Source organism: Alteraurantiacibacter palmitatis, assembly GCF_037154115.1.
GTDB lineage: Bacteria > Pseudomonadota > Alphaproteobacteria > Sphingomonadales > Sphingomonadaceae > Alteraurantiacibacter > Alteraurantiacibacter palmitatis.
Window position 1 is genome coordinate 77,791 of the sequence record NZ_JBANRO010000001.1, and the last position, 21,034, is coordinate 98,824.

The following is a 21,034-nucleotide window of genomic DNA, read 5'->3' on the forward strand; positions in this document are numbered from 1 at the left end:
ATGCGCCTGCTGCTTCTGACCGCCGCCGCTTTGCTGGTCGCTTCTCCCGCCGCCGCGCAGGAGCCGGAGGAGAGCGTGGACGCCATGCTCGATAGCCTTGATGCCCGCATCACCCGGCTGGAGGACATCAACGCGATCGAGCGGTTGCAACGCACCTATGGCTATTTCGTCGACAAGGGGCAATGGACGCATCTCGCCAACCTGTTTGCCGAGGATGCGACGCTGGAAATCGGCGGCAAGGGCATCTTTGTCGGCCGGCCGCGCGTGCTGGAATATATGCAGGTCGCCTTTGGCCCCGATGGCGCGAATGTGGGCATGATTACCAACCATATGCAGTTCCAGACCGTGACCAATACCAGCCCCGACGGGCGCACCGGCTGGCTGCGCGGCCGCGCGTTCGTGATGGCAAGTTCGGGCTGGGGCCTGCCGCTGTACGAGGACGAGTTTGAAAAGGGCGAGGACGGCATCTGGCGCATCAGCCGCCTGACCGGCCCCTTCACCATGTATACCAACTGGCAGGGCTGGGGCGAAAACGCGCTCAACAACACCTGGCCCGACAAGTTCAATCCGCCGCCAGATCTGCCGCCCAGCACGGTCTATCTGACCTATCCTGCCTATTACATTGCCCCCTTCCATTATCCCAACCCGGTAACGGGGGAACCGTTCGTGCCCGATGTGGGCACGGTGGGCGCCTATCACCGCCCGCCCGGCACGGCGGCGCAGATGGAAGCGCTGGGCGTGGGGCGGCAGGTGGACGGGACGCAGCCCATTGCGCTGCCGCCGAGAGACTAGAACGATGCAGATGACAATTCGTGCGGCCCTGCTGGCCGGTTTCGCCCTGTCGCTGGCCCCGATGCTGGCCGGATGCCAGATGGCCGCCGCGCCTTCGCCAAATGCGTCGTCCCCGGTCGCCAGTACCGATCCGCTGGCCAATCCCGCCCCTGGCGAATGGCTGAGCGACGGGCGCGATTACAGTGCGCAGCGCTACTCCCCGCTGACGCAAATCAATGCGGGCAATATCAGCGAGCTGGGCCTTGCGTGGTATGCCGATCTCGACACCTATCGCGGGGTGGAGGCGACGCCGCTTTACGCCGATGGCGTGCTGTACAACACGCTCGCCTGGAACATCACCACGGCCTATGACGCGCGCACGGGCGAAGTGCTGTGGACATATGACCCGCAGACGCCGCGCGAGTTTGGGCGGCTGGCCTGCTGCGAACCGGTGAGCCGTGGGTTGGCCCTGCACGGCAACAAGGTGATCATCGCCACGCTGGATGGGCGGCTGATCGCGCTCGACCGCAGCACGGGGCAACCCATCTGGACCACGCGCACCTTTGCGGCGGACAGCGGCTATGCCTATTCGATCACCGGCGCGCCGCGCGTGTTCGGGGACAAGGTGGTGGTGGGGCAATCGGGCGGCGATCTGGGCGTGCGTGGCTTCGTGTCCGCCCATGATGTGGAGACCGGCGCGGAGGTATGGAAGTTCTACCTCACCCCCAGCCCGACCGATACGCCCGATGGCGCGGCGTCCGATCCCGTCAACGCGATGATGCGCGCCACCTGGAGCGATGAGGGGCTGTGGCGGCAATTGGGTGGCGGGGCCAATCCGTGGGATGCCATCGCCTATGATCCGGCGCTGAACCTTGTCTATGTGGGCACCGGCAATGCCGTTCCGCATTCGCGCTATTACCGGTCGAACGATGAAGGCGACAATCTGTTCGTCTGCTCGATCGTGGCGCTGGATGCGACCACGGGGGAATACCGCTGGCATTACCAGATGAATCCGGGCGAGGAGTGGGACTGGACCTGCACGCAAAGCATGATCGCCGCCGATCTGGAGATTGGCGGGCGCACACGGCAGGTGCTGATGCAGGCGCCCAAGAACGGCTTTTTCTACGTGCTCGACCGCGCGAGCGGGGAGTTCATTCAGGCGGGCGCGCACGTGTTCCAGAACTGGAATGAGGGTTTCGAGGCCGATGGCCGCCCGATAACCAGCGCGGCAGTGCGCTATACCGATCAGCCGCATCTGGTCGCCCCCGGCCCCGGCGGCGCGCACAACTGGTTCCCGATGGCTTTTTCCCCACGCACGGGCCTTGCCTATTTCCCCGCCTATCAAAGCGGCTTTGTGCTGGCCCGGCAGCCGGGGTGGACGCCGCAGCCCATGCGGTCGAACAGCGGGTGGGGGTTCTTTTCCACCGGAGAGGCTGCGCAGGTGCGGGCGCGACTGACGGCCGAGGCCAACGCGCTGGAAAAGGCCTGGCTCACCGCGTGGGATCCCGTTGGCAATAGGATTGCCTGGCAGGTGGAACTGCCGCGCCACGGCAATGGCGGGGCGATGGTGACTGCCAGCGACATCGTGTTTGCCGGCACTACGCGCCAGACCTTCACCGCGTTTGATGCACGCAGCGGGCGGCAGTTGTGGGAATTTCCCGCGCAAAGCGCGCCGGTGGCAGGCGCGATCAGCTACGAACTGGACGGCGTGCAATATATCGCGATCAATGCCGGCTGGGGCGGCGGCGCGGCGCAGATCGAGCGCGGCGCGGGCATTGAAATGCCGCGTGCGCCCGCCCGCCTGCTGGTGTTCCGGCTGGGTGGCAGCGCGCAGCTTCCGCCGCTTGCTCCCAACGCCTCCGCCCCGCCCGAACCGCCACCCTTGCGGGCCAGCGAAGCGACTGTGGCGCGCGGGGCGCAGCTGTTCGCACAGACCTGCGCCGTGTGCCACGGACAGAACGCCATTGGCGGGGTCAAGGATCTGCGTCACATGAGCGCCGAAACGCACGCCGCCTTCAACCGCATCGTGCTGGAGGGGCTGCTGCTGGATCGCGGCATGGCCAGCTTTGCCGACATCCTCTCAACCGAGGATGCCGAGGCGATTCATGGCTATCTGATCGCGCGTGCCAACGAGGATTGGGGCCGCTGAACGCGGCTTACCGCCGCAGCGCAATCGCCCCGTCGCCCACCACGGCAAAGGCAGACCAGTAGAAGGGGTGCGAGGTGTCGGCATCGTCCATCAGGCCAAGTTGCGCCAGACGCAGCGCTTCGGCGATGGACTGCCCCCGGCCTGCGTCGAAAAAGCCGCCGATCAGCCGCCCGGTCGCGTCATAATCGTCGGGCACGGGCCAGTGGCTGGCCACCACATTGCGCCCGCCTGCGCCCACAAAGGCACGCACCAGCCCGTCCAGCGCGAAATCCCCGCCCGTGGCGATGCCCGCCTCGCGGCTGGCGGCAAGCCCGCCCACGCTGGCGGTGTTGCAGGCCGACAGGATCACCAGATCGGCATCAAGCGACAGGTCGAATATCTCGGCAAAGGAGAGCAGGCCGTCCGATTCCGCATCGCCAAAGCTGGTGAGCAGGGCCGGGCGCGGCGGGCATTCGGGCTGCGGCGAGGTGACAAGGCCGTGCGTCGCAAAATGCAGGATGCGGTACTGGTTGAGGTCGTTCATCGCCTTCAGCCGCGTATCGGTGAAATCGCCATCGGTCAGCAAGGCCACGCCGCCGCCGCCCGATCCCAGAATGGCGCTGGCCGTGCGCAGTTCGTCGGCCTTTACCGGATTGCTCCAGGTCAGCGGCGACCAGAAGCAGCGTTCATCGGCAATCCCGCTGCGCGTGCCGGGCGAAAAGACGGCATTTTCGAGCAGTGGCACATTCTGCCCCAGACCCAGATACTCGCCCCGCGCCTGCGACCGGCGCGCGGCGCGCACATCGCGGAACGAGGCGGGAGAGACTGACGTGGTCACCTGCATGGCGCGGCCAAGCCACGCGGTGCCGCGGTAATCATAGGGATCGGCATCGGGATCGGCGGTGCGCGCGGCATAGCGCTCCACGCTCGCATCATCCATCACCAGCAGGTTGATTGGCAGGCGCAGCAGGGCGCCGTCCGGCTCGAAAATCAGGTGGCGCACCTGCGCCAGCCGGTCGTTTACCGGGCCGAGCAAAGTGGTGGCCAGCTGCCGCGCCACGCCCAGTTCAAACGGGTAGGTGATCGTCTGTCCGCCTTCCTCGATCGCGATGGAATCGCGCAAGGTGTCCACCATTTGCGCGATCCGGGCGGGTGAAGCATCGAGGCGGTAGGCGGTGGCGCTGATGCGGTTGGCATAGATGGCATAAGCCGCGTCATCGAGCATCACCAGCTTGAGATAGCCTTCGCCATCCCCCAGCGTTGCCTGCAATTCGCCCAGCGTGATCCGCCCGCTGCTGACCGCGCGATAACGGGGATAGGCGGCCAGCTGCTGCTGCACATCGAGTTGCCGCTGGCGCAGCAGGTCGAGTTCCCCCCGCATGGCAGGCAGCGCGGCGGCGAGCGATGCGTCCTGCTCGGCCTGGCTTTCGGCTGTCAGCACTTCGATCCGCTTCATTTCGATCGCGCGGCCCAGATTGATGGCCTGCCGGAACAATTGCGCGGCCTCGTCGCTGCCGCCGGACAATTCCCGCGCCAGCACGGCCTGCGTCTGGGCAAGGCCGGGGCGCAGCATCAGCTGGCTGGCGGCGAACATATCCTCTGCCGCTTCGGCCGGGTTGGCTTGCGGTTCGGCCAGCAGGGCGAACCAGGGCGCAAGGTGGCGGCGCAGGGCCGGGGTGTGGGCATCGTCTCCGGCATTGGCAACAAGCTGACGGAACAGGCTGGCCGCTTCCTCCCGCCGGCCGCTGCGCGCATACAGTCCCGCCAGCTGCGCCGTGGCGCTCGCCAGCGCGGGCGAGCCGGGATAGGTGGCGGCCAGCAAGCCGATGGCCTGGCGATGCCGCGCTTCGGCCTCTCCGGTTTCGCCGCGCGCCTCGGCTAGCGTGCCCAGATCGCCCAGGATCTGCGCACGCAGCCACAGCACGGTCACCACGCGCGCTTCGCGCACGGCGGTGATATCGGCATAGGCCCGGCGCAGCAGATCGTCGGCCTCGGCAGCATGGCCCAGAAGGCGCAGCGCCGTTCCGCGCAGATAGGTCGCCTGCCCGTCAAGCAGTTGCAGCCGTTCGGCCAGCGTCAACACAGCGCCGGCCCCGGCAACCGGATTGCCGCCTTCGGACGAAAGCCTTTCCGCCATCACGGTGTCGATCTGCAATTGCAGCGTAGCTTCCATGCTGTCGACGAGCTGCGGTAGGGGTGCGTCCAGCACCGCCAGCGCAGCGGCGGGATCGGCGCGGTTGAGCGCGTCGAGGCTGCGGAAATTGCGTGCCAGCCGCGCCAGCAAGGGATTGCCCGCAGCGTCATCGGCAGCCTTGGCGAACAGGTTGCGCGCTTCGGCAAAATTGCCAAGGTTCGATTGCTGCAAGGCGGCGTTCAGCAGCGCTTCTGTCGCGTTCTGTCCCGGCAGATTTGTGGCCGATACGCCAAAGAACTCCGCCGCCTCGGCAAACAGGCCGGCATTGGAACGGCGATAGGCTTCGCTCAGCGCAATCTCGGCCGAAATCGCCTCGGCCTGCGCGCGGGCAAAGGCCTGTGCATCGCCAGCCTGTGTCAGCGGCACATTGACCGCGCCTTCCACCAGCCGGTCCCCTGCGAGGGTTGCCAGCCCCAGCCGCAGCGCATCGGCGTAGACGGCAAGGCCAGCGGCGGCAAAGGTGCGCCCGCCGCGTGTTCCGGCGAGCACCAGCCGCTCCACCGCCTTGCCCGGCGATGTGCACAGCTGCGCGGCCACATTGTTCAGACCGCCGCCGATCGACCCCGCCGGGGCGACGCGGCAGGTGGCATCGGCACCTGCCAGCCGGGCGAGTGCCATTTGCGGTGTGTCGCCGCCCACAATCTGCAATTCCCCCACCGACGCCGCCGCATCGCGGCAGACGATCCGGTATTGCCGGTCGAACAGCCCTTGACCCGGCCGGGGCGACTGGATCTGCGCCTCGCATAGCCCGTCCGATCCGATCGGCACCGAATCGCGCAGGCTGACCGATTGCGCCAGCGATTGCGCAGCGGAAGGCGGCGCGGACAGCACCAGTCCGCACGAAACGCCAAGGGCGAGGGCAAGGCGTGCCAGCCTTGCGGCGGTATGGGCCATGTCAGTCCTCCTCATCCTCATCCGCGCTATCCGATCCGCCAAGCGCGGCATTGTCCCCGCCGCTGGTGACCGGATCATAAACCAGCCCGCGATCGGACACGGGCGGCGGGGTTATCCGATCCGGGAATGCGATGCCGAACCCGTCATCGCCGCCGGTCAGCCCGCCGTCATCGGTGGGGATGGGCGCCAGATTGGTGTAATCTTCGCTCGTCACCGGCAGATCCGGTTGCTCCCGCGGAGGCGGAGGCGGCGGAGGCGGCGGAGGAGGCGGCGGTGGCGGAGGAGGTGGCGGCGGGGGCGGAGGAGGTGGCGGCGGGGGCGGAGGTGGCGGCGGTGCACCACATTGCCCGGTCACGATAATGCAATCGTTATAGGTGGAGCTGGCGGTGAAATTGGCGGCAAGATTGGTGCCGAAATCGGCATCGAAAAAGGCATCGTCATTGGTGATCGGCGCGCCATTGGCATCCACCGCGCGGCCAAAGGCGATCGCCAGCATCGGCCCCGGCGTTACGGCATCGGGGTTGCGGATGATGCGCAGCCCGCCCGCATTCGTGGCAATGCCGTCAAATGTGCTGCCCGCACCCGTATTCTTCAAAAGGATCGCCGTTTCGCCCGCCAGCTGCATCTGGCCGGCGGAAAGATACGTGCTCGCAGCGGTTTCGGCCGCAGCAAGAAGGCCGGGAATGGTGGGATCGGCCGGATTTGAACGCAGCAAGGCCAGCAAGCTGGCATCGCCCGCAAAGATCGCGTCTCCTGTAATGCTGAGGCTGCCGGCCAAACCCCCGTTGGCATTGGTGACCGCGACCGAGCCGGTGGGCAGGGTGAGCGCCACCGTCCCGTTGCTGAACAAACTCAAGGCATCATCCGCCCCGGCATTGGTGTAACGCAGGGCGCCGGTGACATTCAGGCTTTGCGGCCCCTCGATATAGACCAGGCCCAGCCGTGTCGCCTCGGTGCCCGACAGGGTGAGGTCGCGGATTTCCACATCGTCGCCGGTCGAATTGATCGGCGCGCCGTAAAAATACAGTTCGGCCGTGTCGATCCGGTCGAATTCGTCCTGCAACAGGCTGAAGCCGCCGCCCGCGGCCGTGCCGCCCAGAAGGGCGGTGGCGCTCTGGTTGATCGAGGTGATGAACAACTGGTTGGCCTGCAGGGCCGCGCCTGCGGCAATGTCGAGATTACTTGCGATCAGCGTGATACCGCTGGCGATGACGCCCGCTGCGCCAGTGACCAGCGGCGACCCGGTAAAGGTCAGCAACTGGCCCGAGGAGAACAGGAAGGCGGCATTGCCGTTGAGCGGATCGGCCCCGCCGCGCACGACATTGCCTTGTCCGGTGTTCACCAGCAGATCGCCCGGCGTATCCAGTTGCAGAGAGGTCGGCACCGTTATGGTGCCGCCGTTTGGCTGCATCCGCGATGCGGGCGCGTCGAGCAGGGCGGTATCGACCACGCCGGAACGGGCGAGCAGCGTATCGGCATCCAGGCTGCCGGCCAGCACATCGATCTGGAACGCGCCGCTGCTCCCCTCGATGCCGCCAATCGCCGTGGTGCGAAGGTTGATCGAACCTGCCCGCAGTGCCGGATCGCCACCCGTCAGGCGCAGCGCCGCAAGGCCTGCAACGCTGAAATTGCCGGGCGCGCCAAAGGCGGTGGAGGTGATCCGCAATTCCTCCAGATCGGCCGAAGCGCTCTCGGACAGCGTCACGACGACATTGCCCGCCGTGGCGGTGCCGCCGGGCGTGGCACTGGGGTTGACCCCGGCCGCCGCCTCCGATTCCGCATGGAGGAGGCTGCCGGCAACCTGCGTCCCGCCGCTGAAGGTTATGTTGACCGGCGCCGCGGTGCCATTGCCGGCAAGCGCCGCGCTGTCGCCTCCGCGCGCCTTGCTGGAAATCGTCAGGCTGCCCGGGTCGATCGCATCGCCGATCTGCAATTGCGATACGCCAACAAAGCTGGCGAGCACGGGTTCATTCGCCGCATTGCCGCCTGCACCGCCGACCGCGCTTCCGCCGGTCGCTTCGCTGGAGAGCGAACTGGCGCCGCGGAAAATGGCGGTGCCGTCATTGCCTTCCAGCCGGGCCGGGCCGCTCAGCGCATTGCCGCCCGTGCCCGTGCCGCTGGCAGTGCCGCCGGTCGCTTCGGAAAAGGCGCGAATTTGCAAGTCCAGCGTGCCTCCGGTCAGCGCCGCCAGCCGCACCGTGCCCGACAGCGCGTTGCCACCCGAGATATTGGCATTGGGATTGAGGCTGGATCCGCCCACGGCCTGTTCGAACAGCTCGATATTCTGCCCGGTTACCGTGCCGCCGTTTTCGGCCACGATCTGTGCCGTGCCGCCGCCGTTGAAGGCAGTTGCCCCGCCTGCGCCGCCCGCCACATTCGACCCGCCGCCAAATATCTGCACGCCAAAGCGCGCCGGCCCGCCGCTGATGAAACCTTGCGAGGGCAGGCTGATCGCGCCTTCATCAATGGCGAATATGCTGATGCGCCCTCCCGTAGCCGCGCCGCCAATGCCCGTGCCGCCGGTGGTATTGCCGCCACTGGCGCTGGACAGGACGCTGGCCCGGTCGGCAAGGCTAAGCTGCGATCCGGGGCCTTCGGCGTTCAGCCGCACCACGCTGCCCGTTGCCGCGCCGCCCGTGGCGCCGTTCCCGCTCCCGCCGCTGCCGCTGCCGCGCAGATCCAGCGCCGACACGCGAATCGAGCCGCTGTTGGTGGCGAACAGGTCGACATTGCCGCCTAACCCCTGCCCGCCGGTAAAGCCGGGAAGCAAGGTGTCGCCGCCAATCCCTGCGGTTTCCAGCGTGGTCGTTCCGGTAAGCGCGGCAAGCGCGGCGTTATCCACCAACAGGCCCAGCGCCCCACCGATGCCGGCCCCGCCATTGCCGTCCGCGCCCGTGCCGCCCTGTCCGGTGGAACGCAGCGTGAGATCGCCAGCAAGGGCGATGCTGCCTCCATCGCCCGCAGCGAGCACTGCCGAGCCGCCGCGCGCCAGCCCGCCCGCGCCGGCAAGCCCGGCGCCGCCCCGGGCAAGGCTGGTCAGCGCCAACTGGCCCAGCTCCACCGCGCCTTGTATGCCCGCTTCGATCCGCGCCGCGTCGCCATTGGCTTCCCCGCCCGTGGCCCCATCCCCGCCGGTCGCGTTGGAGGCAATATCCACGCGCCCGCTGGCGATCACACCGAATTCCGCCAGAAAATCGCTGCGGCCGCCAATGCCTGCGCCGCCCGCCCCGCGCAGCGCCGTGTCGCCTGTGCCGCCTTGGCCCCCGGTGCCGCTGATCGTGGCGACCAGTTCACTGCCCAGATCGACACGCCCCTGATCCACGGGTGGGGCGCCGGTCCCCGCAATTGCGGAAACGCTGACAAGCCCGCCGCGCCCCACACCGCCCGCGCCGCCAGGAATATTGCCTTGGCCCAAGCCGCCCGCACCGCCGGTGCCATCCGCGGTGATGGCGACCGAGCCGAGCGTGATGGATGCGCCGTCCGCTTCCGCCAGCGCGTAGAAGCCGCCCGGACTGTCGAGGAATTCGAGCGGGCTCAAAGGTGCGCCGCCGCCAAAGCCCGCGCCGCCCGCGCCGGCATCGGTAAAGCTTTCAAGCCCACGCCCGCCAAGCCCGCCCGTGCCGCTGAGCCGTGCGGTCAACGCGCCATCGACCGCGATTGTCCCCGATCCTCCGGCCGCGCGCAGCGCGTCCAGCAGCACTTCGCCGCCGCGCCCGATTCCGCCCTCGCCGCCCAGGCCCAGATCGGCTGCGCCGCCCAACCCCAGCGCAGTTACGTCCACTTCTCCGCCCAGCGAAATGCGGCCGCTTTGGGCCGTCATCACCAGCCCACCGCCCGTGCCAAAGCCCCCGGAAAAGCCGTTGCCGCCGGTGCCGGTGGCTTGCAGATCGACATCGCCGGTTACTTCGACGCTGCCCAGATCGGTCGTGAAGATGGACAGCCGCCCGCCTGACCCATCTGCACGATAGGGCTGGCCGGGCGGGGTGCTGCCGGTGGAGTTGCCGCCTGCCCCGTCAAGCTGCACCAACATATTGCCGTCAATCCGGACACGGCCCGTGCTGCTGCTTGCCGTAATCCCCGCAAAGCCGCCAAGGCCTGATCCGCCTGATCCGTCCTGCGCGCCGCCGGCGCGGGCCACAGCGGTAATCCGCACATTGCCATTGACGCTCAACACGCTGCCGCTCTGCGCACCGATCTGCACCGAACCGGCAAAGGCCTGCGTGCCGTCCTGTGCCGATGTATCGGGCGCGATGGCCGAGGCCGAAGCCTGCAAACCCCCGTTGAGGGTCAGCGCGGCATTGTCCGTTGCCAGCAGGCTGATCGCGCCGCCATCATAGAAGGGCGAGCCGGCCGTTGTGCCGGCCAAAAGTTCAGCATCGGCCAGAATACGGGTAAGGCCGCCCACGGTGACGGTGCCGTTCTGGCTGGACAGGAGCGTCACATCGCCGCCTAGCGCGCTGCCTTGCAGGCCGCTGTCCGTATCGACCCCGGAAATCGCGCGGGCATCCAGCGTCAAGGCGCCGGTGATGGTGACGATGCCATCGGAAAGGGCGCCGGCCTGCACATCGCCGCCCTGCGAATCCGCCGGGAATGCCAGCGCGCGCCGTCCGTAGCTATGCGCCAGCACGCGCGCATCGCCGCCCACTTCGATAGTGCCGCCATCCGAGGCGAAATGGCTGGCACTTTCGATACCATAAAGCGTGAGATCGCCGGCAAACCGGGCGGTGGTGTCGCTGGCCAGCACATTGGCCGATGTAACCCCTGCCGCTGTTAAGCGGCTGGTGGCGTTGATCCCGGAGATCTGCACATTGCCACCGGGGACGGGTGGGGCGGAAGGGCCGTTCAGGTTGAGATTGTGGTCGAATTCGTAATCGCTGCCCACCGTGCCGCCCGCCAGCGAGCGGCCTGCCACATCGAAACCGGCGGACAGGATGATGTCGCCATTCTCCACGCTGGCGCTGACGGCGGGAGCAAACCCCAGATTGCCACCGATCAGCAGGTTGACTGGATCGTTGAGGCCGCGCGCCACCACATAGATGATGTGGTGATCGCCCGCTCCGCCCGATGCCGGGCCGGTGGTGCTGCCGAAATGCGCGACCGCATCGGTGGCCTCGGTGCCCACTTCCACCTGAATGTCGAACAGGCCGGAACTGTGCGCCATCCGGACCTGGTTGCCGCCGATATAGGCCGCCGAACCATTGATACTGGCGCTGCCATAGGTTTCCACGCGCGGCGCGGCCACCACCAGATAGCTGCCTTCGCCGCTGGCGGTGATCTGCGCCCCGTTGGCGATCGTTACCGAAGTGGGATCGGCACCGGGCATGGTCAGCACCATCGGCGTGCCTGTCGTGACAAAGCCTTCGAAGGCCGAAATGTCCGGCGCAAGGCTGGTAAGGACAAGGCCCTGCACATCGAACACTGCCGACCCGCCGATCAGCAGGCCGGTGGGCGAATAGAACATGATATGCCCGCCCGGAGAGGATGCGCCGGTCGCATCCTGAATGCGCGAAACAACGGTTCCGTTGATCTCGGTCACATTGCCGCCGGGCGCGGGCAGGATGCGGTTGATGATCGCAAAGCTGGTGTCGGCTACCGCGTTCTGGAAAACGGCCGTTCCGCCCACGGGCAGAAAGGGCAGGGCATTGCCGAAATTGTCGGTATCGGGCGTCCAGTCCACCACGGCGTTGAAGCCATCGACCGAGAGAAAATCGAAATCAGGGACAGTGCGGTCGATGGTCACATTGCCCTGCACGATCGCAGGCGTTGCCTGAATGGCCTGCGCCCTTGCCGGTGAAGGCGACGCGAAGGCACCCACTGTCAGCGCGGCAGCGCAGCTTGTCACCAGCAGGGCGGATTTCCGGGAGAATGTGCGTTCCATGTCAGAACCTCCAGGGGGCAAGGCGGCTGGTGATGGAGATCAGCAGGCGGGCATCGCCTCGCGGCAGATTGCCCAGCCGCTGCGTATCGGTGCGCCGCAGCGGAACCGCCAGCGCCACATCGCCCTGAATGCCGCGACCATAGGCAAAGCGCAGGCCCGCGCCCGCCGATGCCAGACTGTCCGGGTTGGCGGCGCGCTGGCTGGGGTCGCGGTCGCGCAGGCTTGCCGCGTCGAGAAACACGAAAGGCTGCACCGAAACGCTGTTTATGCTGTCGGGCATCAACGTGCCGTAGCGCATTTCCATCCGCGCGGTGATGCCGGTATCGCCGGTGACAGAGGCCGGGTCATAGCCGCGGCCTGCCGAAAAGCTGCCCCCGGTCAGCTCCTCGAAAGCGGGAAGGGGGTCGCGCGTGAACTGCCCGGTCAGATCCATTGCCAGGGTAAACAGCGGAACCGGCCGGTATTCGGTGCGCAGGCTGGCGCGCGCCAGCAGCGGCGTGGGGTCCTGTTCAATGCGCGTGGGCACCTGATTTGCAGCGAGGCACGCAGCGGGCGCGGTGCGGCAATCGCGGCTGGCGCCCAGAATGCCCAGCCCCTGCCGCACTTCCACACCCAGTGCGAGCCGTGCGCGCGGTTCGAACGCGGAATAACCCAGCCGCCGCCCGATGGAGGCGGTATCGGTTTCCAGCCAGTCGAGCCGCGCCCAGGCGGTGCGCACCCGGTCGCGCGTCAGGTCGAAACCGTTCAGCCGCACATCCTGATTCACCAGATCCAGCCCCGCCGATCCGCCAAGCGTTCGCGCCTGGCGGCGCACAAAGGGGAAGCTGGCATGGACGCCGGTAAAGAAAGTGTCGGACTTCACATCAAAGCCGGGCAGGTTGATGGCCGGATTGGTCCAGCCCAGTGTCACCTGCCCGCCCAATGACAGGCCTTCGCTCCCAACCAGAAAATCATGCGCCAGTTGCAGCGTCTGCTGTTCGGAGAAATCATGCGAGGAATAGGCCGACAGGCTGGTGCGGTCGCCAAGGCCGGTGATGCCGAAGAATTCGGCGCGCACCATGCCGCCAAAGCGGCCGAGCGCGCGCGCGCCGTAATTCTGCACATTGATATCGACGGTATTTCCCTGGCGCAGCACGGCTACTTCGCCGATGAGGTCACCCGGTTGGCCGCTTGCTGCCGGGCGCAGGGCAAGGCGCACGTCAAGGCCCGGTATGTCGTCGGCCAGCAGCAAATAGCGTTCGGCGGCATGGGTATTGAATACCGGCTGGCCCACCAGCTTTTGCAGATAGCCCGCCAACAGCCGTTCGGAAGCGCCCGCCTCGCCCCGCACGCGCAGCGCGGTAAGACGCCCCAGCACCACACGGAATTGCGCCGCGCCGCCCGTCAGGCGCTGTTCGGGTATCTCCACCGCCGCCAGATAGCCGGCATCAGCCAGCATTGTGCTGGCGCGGGCGCGGATGTCGCACAGCACCGCAAGCGGCAGATCGCGGCCCAGATAAGGCGCGGCGGCGGCGGCCAGGTCCACATCCGCGGCAGCCTCGGCCCCGGCGAAACTCACCTGCGAGAGAGTGACGCGCAGATCAGCGAATTCCGGATTGTCGAGCGCGCAGGGGCTGCGTTCAAATCCGCCATCGACGCTCAGCGTCGTGCGTGCCCGCGTGTCGGTGAGGGGCGCGGAAGGCACCAGTTCGTCGCGTGTAGGCGGGGCAATGCGAGACGGATCCGGCGTGACCTGCGCTGCGGCAGGCGCGCCCGAAAAGGCCGCCAGCACGAGCAGCGATGCACCCCCGGCACCCCGCGTAATAACCCTCGCGTAATGCCCGAAACGAAACCCGGAATACGTCCCAGCATACGTCTCAGTATACGTCACCGTCAGCCGACCGTCCTTCCCCAGAGGCCCGGAAACCGGCCTCAGACGGCACCTGCCATTTGGCAGGTGCAGCTAAATCAGATCGGTCAGGCGCACGCGCCTGACCCAGAGCCACGCCACGAGCCGCCTGCCACTTTTCAACTTTTTATGACGACCCCACCATCTCGGACTATGCGCCCAACGCCGCCCCAAGGCAATGCCCATCGGTGTCTTATCCCGCAAGCGGCACGCCCAGCGCGCTTGCCGCTTCGCGCAATTGCCGCGTGGCAGCCGGGTTGGCGGCCACGGCCCTGTCATAGGCCTGCCGTGCTTCGGCATCGCGGCCAAGGTGCCGGTAACTGCGCATCAGCATTATCCAGCCATCGACATTGGCCGGTTCGCGTTCCAGCCGTGCGGCAAGCCGGGCAACCATGCCCTCGGCCATCTCCTGCTGCTCTGAAGGCGGAAGGGCAGTGGCCGCGGCAAGCTGTTCCTGCGTCGGGCCTGGTATGCCCGCCGGCGAAACAGGCAGCGGCAGCGTGCCGCGCGCGGCGAGCGCCTGTTCCACCCGGTTGCCAAGCGCGATGCCGTCGCGCTGCGCCACCTGGTTGATCGTGCGAACCAGATCGGTCTCCCATGGGGCGCCGGGCGGCGTATCGGCCAGCAGCGCCAGCCAATCGGCAATCGCGCCTCGGTTGTCGCCGGCCAGATCCTTGGCCGTGGCAAGGAAATAGCGGGCCCGCGCATCGCCGGGGTCGATCGCTACGGCGCGGCGAAAGGCCTCCAGCGCGGCCGGTGGCATGGGATCGCGCGCGCTCGCCATCACCCGCGCCTCGCCCAGTGCAGACCACAGGACGGCACTTTCGGGCTCCAGCGCCACTGCCTTTTCGTATGCCGCCGCAGCCTCGGCAAACAGGTTCTGGTTGAAACTGGCAAAGGCCAGCCGCTGCCAGGCAACCGGGTCGTCGGCGGATGATTCGGCCTGCCGCCGCAGCTCGTCGAGCGATTGCGGCTGATCGGCGGGCTGGCTGGCCGCAGGCGGCGGCGCCGAATCGGTCTGCTCCATCAGTCGCCATGTGGCCGCCCCGGCCAGCAGCGCCGTTGCCGCCAGCGCCAGCAGCGCACCCTTGCGCCAGCTTGTCTGTATGCCGTGTGCGTCCGCGCCCTTTGCCATCTGTGCCCATCTCCACCCGTCATGCCCGTGCAGGTGCCGCTGCGGCGCCACAATGCCTGTCCGGCCAAGGTTTTCAATGCGCTTTGTTTGAGGCATAGTGCTGTTCAGGGGGGCGGTAATGGCATCAGGTCCAGACCGTTTTGTGGTGGCAATCGTGGGCTCGGGGCCGGCCGGGCTGAGCGCGGCTGCGCGTGCGGCGCAGCTTGGCCTTGCCCATGTGCTGATCGAAAAGACCGATCACCTTTCCGACACGATCTACAAATACCAGAAGGGCAAGCACGTGATGGCAACGCCATCCAACCTTGTCCTGCGCTCCGATCTCGATTTCGATGCGGGCAGCCGCGAGGCGATCCTGAGCACATGGGAGCAGCAGATTGCCGCAGGCGCGGTGAATGTGCGCTACCGTGCCGAAGTCACCGCGATCACCGGTGAGAAGGGCGATTTCACGATCACGATCAAGGGTGGGGACGCCATCCGCGCGCAGAACGTGGTGCTTGCCATCGGCACGCAGGGCAACCCCAATCTGCTGCGCATTCCCGGCGGAGACTTGCCCCTCGTCCAATATCAGCTCGATGATCCGGGCGAATATTTCGACGAGCATATCACCGTGGTCGGGTCTGGCGATGCCGGGATCGAGAACGCGCTGGGCCTTGCGGCTGATCCGGCGCAGCGCAATGTCGTCACCATCCTCAACCGCGGCACCGATTTCGCCCGGGCCAAGGGCGCCAATGTCAAACTGCTGCAAGAGGCCGAGAACGAGGGCCGCGTGATCGTGATGCGCGAGACATCGCCTGCCGAAGTAAGGCTTGGCGAGAACGGGGGGGAACTGGTGCTCGAAACGCGCGACGGGCAGCAGGTCATCCCTTGCGACCGCATCATCGCGCGCACCGGATCGCGCCCGCCGCGCGATTTTGTCGAGAAGATCGGCGTGGAATTCGGCAGTGCGGACCCAGGCGCCTTCCCGGTTCTCAGCCCCACTTTCGAGACCACCAAACCGGGCGTTTTCGTGATTGGCGCGCTGGCGGGCTATCCGCTCATCAAGCATTGCATGAACCAGGGCTTCGACGTGATCGAGTTCCTGAACGGCAATACCGCCCTCAAGCCCGCCGATCAGCCGATCCTGGAGAAAAAGTTCGCCGTGCTTCCCGGCGGCCGTTCGGTTGAGGAATGGCTGGCCGTCATCGGCGCCAATGTCGCGATCTTTCAGGATATGTCGCCGTTGCAATTGCGCGAATTGCTGCTCGATTCGCAGCCGCGCGCCTTTGCTGCGGGCGAGGTGGTGTTCACCCGGAACGAGCCGGGTTCCTCCATGTTTGCCATTGTCGAAGGTTCGGTGGTGGTGGAGGTGAACCCGTCTGACCCTTCCGTCACCGTGCCGATCGGGCAGGGCTCCATATTCGGCGAGGTAGGGCTGATATCGGGCCGGCCCCGCGGCTCCACCGTGCGCGCGGCGGAGGCGCTGGTGGTGGTGGAACTGTCGCGCACCGCCGCGCTCAAGCTGATTGCCACGGTGCCTTCGGCTGCGCGCGCGGTGAACCGCATCGCGCTGGAGCGGCAATTGCTCCAGATGTTCGGTTCGGGCCTCACTCCCGCCGATGTCGCCCCGCTGGTGGAGGCGGCCGAAGTGCTGGAAGTGCGCGCCGGGCAGAAGGTCATCACCGAGGGGGCGGATGACCGGGATATCTATGTCATCCGCCGCGGATCGATGGTGGTGGAGAAGGATATTGGCGGCAAGCCGATCTTCCTCTCCTACCTGCCCGCCGGTTCCTATTTCGGGGAAATGGCGGTGATCGACGGATCACGCCGCACCGCCACGGTAAAGGCCGCGATCAAGAGCGAAGTGGTGCGTATTCCCGGCGACCGCTTCACCGCGCTGCTCGATGCAAGGCCCGCCTTGCGCCAGCGTGCGCTGGCCGACATGGCGCACCGGCGCGAGCTCAACGCCTTTGTCGAGGCGCGCAAGGAAAGCTTTGGTTCGGCCGCCGATCTTTATGCCGAAACCGCGCAATTCCTCGTCGATAACGGCATTGGCGAGGCGACCGATGTGCTTCTTATCGACGAAACGCTGTGCGTGGGGTGCGACAATTGCGAGAAGGCCTGCGCCGACAGCCACGAGGGGCTGAGCCGGCTCGACCGCGAGGCGGGGCGTTCCTATGCCCACCTCCACGTGCCCACATCCTGCCGCCATTGCGAACATCCGCATTGCATGGCCGATTGCCCGCCCAACGCCATTCAGCGCGGGCCCGATGGCGAAGTGTTCATTGCCGATACCTGCATTGGCTGCGGCAATTGCCAGCGCAACTGCCCCTATGGCGTGATCCGCATGGATGCGGTGCCCCCAAAGAAGCCGGGCCTGCTGGCGTGGATGCTGCTGGGGCTGGGGCCGGGGCCGGGCGAGGCAAGCTATTCCTGGCGCAAGAAAAAGGCCGCGAAGCAAGGGGTGGAACAGGCCAAGCTGGCGGTGAAGTGCGATATGTGTTCCGGAATTGAAGGCGGCCCGGCCTGCGTGCGCGCCTGCCCCACCGGCGCGGCCATCCGCGTGTCGCCCGAAGGCTTCCTGTCCGTCACGCAGGAAGGGGGCCTTGACTGATGGCCAGCACCGCGCAGGACAGGATCCGCCCCGCAGACCGGCGGGGGCCGCGCGAAAGCGATCACGAAGGGTTCCTGGCGCACAAGCGGATGCGCTGGCTCAAGGTGGCGGCGCTGCTTTCGCTGGTGGCGATCATCGCCTACGCGCTGGTGGATGTCACCCCGCGCCACAACGGGGGAAGCTGGCTGGGTTACACGCTGGGCACTGTTGGCGCGCTGCTGATCGTGTGGCTGGCGCTGCTGGGCATCCGCAAGCGCCGGATGAGCGCGGGGCGCTGGTCCCTGAAGGCCTGGACATCGGCCCATGTCTATCTTGGTCTGTCGCTGGTGGTAATTGCCACCTTGCACACCGGTTTCCAGTTCGGCTGGAATGTCCACACGCTGGCCTATGTGCTGATGATGCTGGTGATTGCATCGGGCATCTGGGGCATATCGGTCTATGCCACGCTGCCGGCAAAGCTGGCCGGCAACCGACGCGACATGACCAAGGCACAGATGCTGGATGCGCTTGACGCGCTGGACCGGCAACTGGAAAGCGCCGCGCAGCCGCTGGGGCGCACGCAAGCCGATCTGGTGATTGCCGCGCTGGAACAGGATCCTTTCGCCGGTGGCATCGCCGCGCGTCTGACAGGCCGCTATCGCCGCTGCCGCACCCGCGCCGCGCTCGAAGGCCTGGCGACTGCGGGCAATGGGGAGGAGGTCGAGAAGGTGCTGAGCCTGCTGCGTCGGCGCGAGGCGCAGTTGCAGCAGATCCGCCGGCATCTGCGGCTGCGCGCCATGCTGGAAATCTGGCTCTATTTCCATGTGCCGCTCACCATCGCGCTGCTGGGCGCGCTTGCCGCGCACATCGTTTCCGTATTCTATTACTGGTGAGGAGGAGGGGCGCGAAGTGGAACTGACGCTGCGCAGCATCGCCTTCACTGCCGCGGGCCGCGAGATCGTGCGCACGCGCGAGTTGTCCACCGATGCGGTCACCGTGGGCCGCAATTCTGCCAACACGATCCACCTGCCTGACCTTGCCGTGGAGCAGGAGCATCTGCGCATCACCGCAACCTCTTCAGGCGCGCTGGCGGTGGAGGCGGTGGGCACGCTGGGCTTCACGCTGGACGGGCGGCAGGTCGATGCGGCCAGCATCGATCCCGCGCGCGGGGGCGAACTTGGCGTGGGATCGTATCTGTTGCAGATCGGGCAGGAGGGCGGACGGCTGGTCATCACCGTGCGCCAGCAGGTCGATGACGAGGGGGAGGGCAAGGAACGCCTGCGCGGCTTTGCGCTGGCCTCTGTCCTGCCGGGAAAGCGTGTTCTGTCCTGGGCCGGGCTGGTGGCAGTGCTGGTGGCGTTCCTCGCCATTCCCATCCATTCACATCTGACGCGCGATCGGGTGGAACCGCAGGTGAATGTGCCGGGCGCGGTGCGCATGGATGCGGCATGGACCACCGGCGCGCTGTCATCTGTCCACCACGGCCTGACCAACAATTGCGAATCCTGCCATGTGGAACCATTTCAGGCGGTGCAGGATGCCGCCTGCCTCACCTGCCATGAGGGGTTGGGCGATCACGCTGCGGCTGACCGCATGGCGCAGGGCCGCCCGCCTTTTTCCGGCAGCGATGCCTTCTTGTGGCGCGTGGCCCATGCGTTCGGCAAGCCTGGCCCTGGTGCCTGCACCGATTGCCATACCGAGCATGAAGGCGCAGGGCGGATGGAGCCGACACCGCAGGCCTTCTGCGCCGATTGCCACACCACGCTGGACACCCGGCTGACCGATACGCGGCTTGGCAATGCGCGCGATTTCACCGCGCTGCACCCGGAATACAAGGTGGCGGTGCTGCCCGCGCCCGATGCGCTGCGGCCGGTGCGCGTCTCGCTCGCCAGCAATCCCACCGATCACAACGGTCTGCGCTTCCCGCACGATGTCCATCTCGACCCCACCGGCGGCGTGACGCAGATGGCGCGGCGGCTGGGCCGCGATGCGGGCTATGGCGAGGCATTGCAATGCGCCTCCTGCCACACGCCCACGGCCGATGGCGTCCGCTTCCTGCCGGTGAAGATGGAGGAGAATTGCGAGGCGTGCCACAGCCTCGTCTATGACCGGGTAGGCACCACTTTCCGATCGCTGCGCCACGGCAATATCGCGCAGACGCAGGCCGATCTGCTCGCCGCCGACCGATCCCCCCGCCGCCCTGTCACCACCGGCCGCCGCCGTCCGGGCGAGTTTGCCGAAGGGGGCATTTATTACAACAATTTCAGCCGCGTGATGCCATCCATCCTGCGCGCCAATGTGATGAGCCAGGACGGATTGTGCGGCGAATGCCATTTGCCCGGCAATGGAGCTGCCGGCACGATCTCGGTCATGCCCGTCACCCAGCGGAACCGCTATATGCTGCACGGCTGGTTCGATCACCGCGCGCACCGGCAGGAAGATTGCGCCACCTGCCATGCGGCGGACACATCGGCACAGGCGACCGATCTGCTGCTGCCTGATCTGGCCTCGTGCCAGGAATGCCACGGAGGAGAACAGTCGCGCGTGGCCGAGGTGCCATCAAGCTGCGCCATGTGCCATTCTTACCACCCGCCCGCCAATGCCAGCACCGCTCCGCACGGGGCCGGGCGCCGGATTGCCGCCGGGATTTTGCGGCCGTGAAGCCGCCCTTTTGCACAGGAGGTCGCAAAGCGGCCCGCCGCCGGAGAGTGTGCCCATGATCATCGCCCAGATGACCGATATTCACATCGGCTTCGACCGCGAGGCGCGGCCCGAAGAGCTGAACCGCCAGCGCTTCCGCGCGGTTCTCAATCGGCTGCTGAAGCAACCCAATGTGCCCGATATGCTGATCTGTTCGGGCGATATTACCGACCGGGGGGACGCGGAAAGCTTTGCCCGCACGGCGGAGCTTCTCGTTGATCTGCCGTTCCCCGTGCACGTCATGGTGGGCAATCACGACAGCCGCGACGGGCTGCTTACCGCCTTTCCGCACACGCTGCGCGGGGATGACGGCTTCCTCCACGCCGCCTTTGAGCGCGATGGCCTGTTGGTGGTGCTGCTCGACACGCTGGAGCCGGGGCGGCACGGCGGCGCGTTCTGCGACAAGCGGCGCGACTGGCTGCGGGGCGTGCTGGAAGCCAACCGCGGCACACCCACGGTGATCTTCATGCATCACCCCCCGGTCGTATCGGGCATCCAGTGGATGGACCCGCGTGCCGACGAGGCGTGGATTACCAACCTTGCCTCCGCGCTGGAGGGGATGGGGCAGGTGCAGGCGATCCATTGCGGCCATCTGCACCGGCAGCTTGCGGCCAGTTTTTGCGGCATCCCGGTCAGCGTCACGCCCTCTGTCGCGCCGCTGGTGTCGCTCGACCTGCGCCCGATATCGCCCGATGTGCCCGATTCCCGCGCGCTGATCACCACCGAGCCGCCGAGCTATGCCCTCCACCACTGGGATGGCGCGCGGCTGGTGACGCATTACGAGACAGTGAGCGACTGGCAGGTGCTGGCCTATTACGGCCCGCATCTGCAACCGATGATCCGCGAGATGGAGCGGGAGAAGACCTAGGGGGTACTG

Annotated in this window: 10 protein-coding genes; 6 read left to right on the plus strand and 4 right to left on the minus strand. The window is 66.9% G+C overall.

The window, feature by feature from the left end:
• On the plus strand, nucleotides 1–792 hold the full coding sequence (locus tag WFP44_RS00280) for a nuclear transport factor 2 family protein (protein WP_336924336.1): 792 nt from the start codon (nucleotides 1–3) through the stop codon (nucleotides 790–792).
• A gap of 4 nt (nucleotides 793–796) precedes the next feature.
• Complete coding sequence (locus WFP44_RS00285) at nucleotides 797–2,920, plus strand: PQQ-dependent dehydrogenase, methanol/ethanol family (protein WP_336924337.1); 2,124 nt, start codon at nucleotides 797–799, stop codon at nucleotides 2,918–2,920.
• 7 nt (nucleotides 2,921–2,927) lie between these two features.
• Here WFP44_RS00285 and WFP44_RS00290 read toward each other — a convergent pair whose 3' ends face one another.
• The 4 genes from WFP44_RS00290 to WFP44_RS00305 all read right to left on the minus strand — a co-directional run bounded on the left by WFP44_RS00290 (nucleotide 2,928) and on the right by WFP44_RS00305 (nucleotide 14,888).
• Nucleotides 2,928–5,987 carry a CHAT domain-containing protein gene (locus WFP44_RS00290; RefSeq protein ID WP_336924338.1) on the minus strand — a complete coding sequence of 1,020 codons (3,060 nt, stop codon included), beginning with the start codon at nucleotides 5,985–5,987 and terminating at the stop codon, nucleotides 2,928–2,930.
• 1 nt (nucleotide 5,988) lies between these two features.
• Nucleotides 5,989–11,865, minus strand: a complete 5,877-nt coding sequence (locus WFP44_RS00295) for a beta strand repeat-containing protein (protein WP_336924339.1) — start codon at nucleotides 11,863–11,865, stop codon at nucleotides 5,989–5,991.
• 1 nt (nucleotide 11,866) lies between these two features.
• A complete protein-coding gene (locus tag WFP44_RS00300; protein WP_336924340.1) occupies nucleotides 11,867–13,636 on the minus strand; it encodes a ShlB/FhaC/HecB family hemolysin secretion/activation protein in 1,770 nt (589 codons plus the stop codon).
• A 310-nt stretch (nucleotides 13,637–13,946) separates the two neighbouring features.
• Entirely contained in the window at nucleotides 13,947–14,888 is a 942-nt protein-coding gene (locus WFP44_RS00305; RefSeq protein ID WP_336924341.1) for a tetratricopeptide repeat protein, read from the minus strand.
• Nucleotides 14,889–15,006: 118 nt separating this feature from the next.
• Between WFP44_RS00305 and WFP44_RS00310 the strand changes: the two genes are divergently transcribed.
• The 4 genes from WFP44_RS00310 to WFP44_RS00325 are packed head-to-tail and all read left to right on the plus strand — an operon-like array spanning nucleotide 15,007 to nucleotide 21,025.
• Nucleotides 15,007–17,478, plus strand: a complete 2,472-nt coding sequence (locus WFP44_RS00310) for an NAD(P)-binding domain-containing protein (protein WP_336924342.1) — start codon at nucleotides 15,007–15,009, stop codon at nucleotides 17,476–17,478.
• Nucleotides 17,478–18,350, plus strand: coding sequence for a hypothetical protein (locus tag WFP44_RS00315; RefSeq protein ID WP_336924343.1), 873 nt, complete (start codon nucleotides 17,478–17,480; stop codon nucleotides 18,348–18,350). The genes WFP44_RS00310 and WFP44_RS00315 overlap by 1 nt, the downstream gene beginning before the upstream one ends.
• A gap of 16 nt (nucleotides 18,351–18,366) precedes the next feature.
• Nucleotides 18,367–20,118: a cytochrome c3 family protein gene (locus WFP44_RS00320; protein WP_336924344.1), complete on the plus strand. Its 1,752-nt coding sequence runs from the start codon at nucleotides 18,367–18,369 to the stop codon at nucleotides 20,116–20,118.
• 55 nt (nucleotides 20,119–20,173) lie between these two features.
• Nucleotides 20,174–21,025 (plus strand): metallophosphoesterase, encoded by an 852-nt coding sequence (locus WFP44_RS00325; protein ID WP_336924671.1) that lies wholly within the window; start codon nucleotides 20,174–20,176, stop codon nucleotides 21,023–21,025.
• Nucleotides 21,026–21,034: the final 9 nt, after the last annotated feature.